The sequence below is a fragment of the Vibrio sp. 10N.222.46.A1 genome (assembly GCF_041473595.1).
In the GTDB taxonomy this organism is placed as follows: Bacteria; Pseudomonadota; Gammaproteobacteria; order Enterobacterales; family Vibrionaceae; genus Vibrio; species Vibrio tasmaniensis_A.
In genome coordinates, this window is sequence record NZ_JBFRSN010000695.1 from 1 (window position 1) to 3,711 (window position 3,711).

General features: G+C 41.7%; 4 protein-coding genes and 1 pseudogene. 3 read left to right on the forward strand and 2 right to left on the reverse strand.

The genetic code is table 11. The features are described from left to right. Nucleotides 1–190: 190 nt before the first annotated feature. Nucleotides 191–706: a bifunctional 3-hydroxydecanoyl-ACP dehydratase/trans-2-decenoyl-ACP isomerase gene (gene fabA / locus AB4496_RS18500; RefSeq protein ID WP_010440782.1), complete on the reverse strand. Its 516-nt coding sequence runs from the start codon at nucleotides 704–706 to the stop codon at nucleotides 191–193. Between the two features lie 70 nt (nucleotides 707–776). After that, nucleotides 777–2,429 (reverse strand): Lon protease family protein, encoded by a 1,653-nt coding sequence (locus AB4496_RS18505; protein WP_102257887.1) that lies wholly within the window; start codon nucleotides 2,427–2,429, stop codon nucleotides 777–779. Between the two features lie 189 nt (nucleotides 2,430–2,618). Between AB4496_RS18505 and matP the strand changes: the two genes are divergently transcribed. The 3 genes and pseudogenes from matP to AB4496_RS18520 all read left to right on the forward strand — a co-directional run. Further along, nucleotides 2,619–3,074, forward strand: a complete 456-nt coding sequence (gene matP / locus AB4496_RS18510) for a macrodomain Ter protein MatP (RefSeq protein WP_009846670.1) — start codon at nucleotides 2,619–2,621, stop codon at nucleotides 3,072–3,074. 23 nt (nucleotides 3,075–3,097) lie between these two features. Next, nucleotides 3,098–3,406, forward strand: coding sequence for a DUF3634 family protein (locus AB4496_RS18515; RefSeq protein ID WP_012603889.1), 309 nt, complete (start codon nucleotides 3,098–3,100; stop codon nucleotides 3,404–3,406). Between the two features lie 104 nt (nucleotides 3,407–3,510). Continuing rightward, nucleotides 3,511–3,711, forward strand: a pseudogene (locus AB4496_RS18520) (hypothetical protein); the annotation flags it as partial.

The window sequence follows — 3,711 nt, forward strand, 5'->3', positions numbered from 1 at the left end:
ATACTGATACTGATACTTGTAGTGGAATACACAGTTGCTGGTGGACTAAGACAGTACAGTTTCGGAATAAGAAAGTTTGTTTAATCAGTATACTCTAGTGCACTATAACTAAATGTATTGGAGTGAAAATAAAGCAGCCAATGGCTGCTTTATTAAAATCTAACTGCGTTACTCTAATTAAATGATTAGATTAGAATGCTGACGTATCTTGGAAAAGGCCAACTTTCAAATCTTTAGCAACATAAATCTCTTTGCCATCAACAAGTACGCGACCATCTGCAAGGCCCATAACTAGGCGACGGTTAACAACACGCTTCATGTGGATTTCGTAAGTCACTTTTTTCGCAGTAGGTAGGATTTGGCCAGTGAATTTCACTTCGCCTACACCTAAAGCACGGCCTTTACCTTTGCCGCCAACCCAACCAAGGTAGAAGCCAACAAGCTGCCACATTGCATCAAGTCCTAGACAACCAGGCATTACTGGGTCACCAGGGAAGTGACAGTCGAAGAACCATAGGTCAGGAGTAATATCCAGTTCAGCAAGAATCAAACCTTTACCGAAATCACCTTCAGTCTCAGACATTTTAGTGATGCGATCCATCATCAACATGTTCGGTGCTGGTAGTTGAGGACCTTCAGGCCATAGTTCGCCTTGGCTTGATGCTAGAAGATCTTCGCGAGTGTAAGAATCACGTTTGTTTTGCATTATCAATTACTCCAATTTTTGATAGGTGCATATTAGTGAACAGGTGTACGCTAAACAAGTCCGATCAGTACTAGACAAACCAGTTTTTAATGCGTCCAACAATTCCAATAGGGTGCTCATGTCTTTCAAAGTTTTCAATACGTTCCGCAATTTTGCTTAGAACGCTTTCTTGTTCATCGTCTCTAAATGGTTTGTTCATAATAAGAGGAATCGCTTCATCTACATTAGAGACAGACCAAATATGGAATTCTTTGTTTTTGATGCTTTCAATTAGGTCTGGCTTCAGAGCAAGGTGTCTTAAGTTGGATCTTGGAAGGATCACACCTTGTTCGCCAGTTAACCCGTTGTGTTTACACACATGATAGAAGCCTTCGATTTTCTCGTTTAGCCCACCAACTGCTTGTACACGACCGAATTGGTCGACAGCACCGGTTACCGCTATTTGTTGATTGATAGGGTATTCCGACAAAGCACTGACCAAAGAGCAAAGCTCAGCAAGAGAAGCACTATCGCCATCAACTTCGCAGTATGATTGCTCAAACACAACAGAAGCAGCATAGGGCAACGGATCTTCAAGGTTTAACGCGCTGCTTACAAACGCTTGCATGATCATCATACCTTTGGCGTGAAGGTTACCACCGAGTTCCGCTTTGCGCTCAACGTCGGCAATATCACCATCACCAAAGTGGATAACACATGAAATTCGGGCAGGTTCACCATACGATACTGGGTGTCCTGGTACATCGATAACCGTCAGACCATTAACTTGTCCAACTTGTTCACCCTCGGTTTCGATAATAACTTGGCCATCTCGAATATCATCAAGAGCACGTTCAGGTAAGTACGATTCGCGGTTGTATTTGTGTTGTTGTGCTTGCTGAATATGGTGACCATCAATCTCACCATGGTCGGCTTCAATCAAAGCTTCGTTCAATAACGCATTGTGCCAAATCGGGCATAACGGTATATAGCTTTGGTCTTCAGTTTCTCTCGCACCAGCAGTAAGAATGCCTGTCACCGCCTGTTGCGTGATGTTTGGCAGTTCATAACGTTGTTGGAGCCATTTAAGGTAACCAAGATATTGAGTCAACGTCTCTTCTGTTAGCTTTATGTCTTGTTCAATTTCACTGAATAGGCAGAAACCAGTTTGAATATCACTGTCTAGATAATCAAGATCGCCGAGTTGAGCTCGGTCTCCAACCACAATCAACTTAATATTGTAGGTAAGCGGTAAAGATGGAGATTGGTTTAAGTGTTCTGGGTTGCTACTGATGGGCTCTACGGCCTCACCAAGAAGTGCAGACTTAAGCAGTAACCAGCTTCCCGGGTTTGCTAGAATCAAGTTGGCTGAAACAATCAGATAACCATTGTTCGCTCTAGCCAGTAAGCCAGGCTTTGTCGCAACGACTTGGCCGTCTTTTGATTGAACTTGGTCAAACAGATAGACAGCATTTAAAGACTCAGTTTTTATTACTGGTAACGTGTGATCATCTAGAGCAGTTATTAAAGATTCAACGATCATTTGACGATAGATCGAATTGTCCGGAGCGTTGACAAGTAAAACACGCGAAAGGTTGGACAAGCGGACAAAGCGGGTTAACGCATCGTTGAATCTATGTTGAATGTCTGAAAATGGGAAAGGCGAGATGTCAGGGAATTGCTCTAATTGAGCGCTATATTCGTCGTACTGAGGCGTAACATGTCGCCAATCTACTAGAGTCATTTAAGTTTCTGATTATGATAATGAGGTAGGGAGTATATAGAAAAACCGATCTCGCTTGTAGCTCTATGTTGTAGTTACTAATCACTAAGCTAATATAAGTATGATCTTGGTCTATTCTTTCAAGACAACAATTGTTAAATAGCCTATTTTGGGTTACGCTGTCACTAGGATTAACTCTCGAGATTAGACATGAAATATCAGCAACTTGAAAACTTGGAATGTGGTTGGAAATGGAACTATCTGGTCAAAAAATGGAAAGAAGGCGAGTCGATCACCTGCCATATTGATTCAAGTGAAGCTGACGTTGCTGTACAAGCCTTATTGAAGCTTGAACACCAACCAACAGGTGTTCTTGAGTGGATATCTGACAACATGTCTCCTGAGCTCGATAACAAGCTTAAGCAAGCGATCCGAGCTAAGCGAAAGCGTCACTTTAATGCTGAACAAGTTCACACCAAGAAAAAATCAATCGACCTTGATTATCGTGTATGGGAAAAGCTATCCCAGCGTGCGAACGAGCTAGGTTGTACGCTATCAGATGCTATTGAGTATTTGGTGAGCGAAGCATCTCGTAGTGAACAGGCCAGCAAGACAGTAACCAATCTTAAAGAAGATTTAAGCAAGCTCCTTTCTGACGATAAATAATCATCAACAGTAGTGGTGACATTATGATGTATGTAATCTTAATCGGTGCAGCGTTGGTTTTTTGGTTAGTCGCGGTTGATAGGCCGGTATTGAAAATCAAATTTAACGATGGGGCGATCGAACAAGTTAAAGGTCATCTTCCACCCAGCTTTAAGCACAACCTTCAAGAGATTGGCCACAACAACACTTTTAAAGGTGAATTAAAAGTGTACGCAAAGCGGTCTGGTTATAATCTCAAGTTCACAAAGGATGTACCTAAGAACGTGCAACAACGTATTCGTAATGTATTCCCGCATAACGGCTTCAAATCTAAAGGCTCAAAGAAGGCGTAATGGTCAAGAATTACGTCTTATCTTGTCAATCTTCATACTAAGTTAGTTCTTCGGTTGTCTTAACCATCGTCATACTGTTCTCAGTTCCAATAAAGGAGAACAGTATGAGATATCTAATCCTTTTGTTGTTTTTTTCATCCCCAGTCGTATTTCCCGACGATGCATTGGTTAATCCGGTAGCCAAAAAAATCAAAGCCACGGTCATGAAAGGACTAAAAAAGAGTAATGTTGAAATCGATGGTTATTGTGACCTGATGATTGAAATGAAGCACTCCAAAGGTTATACAAAAATCAAGAGAGTGAGC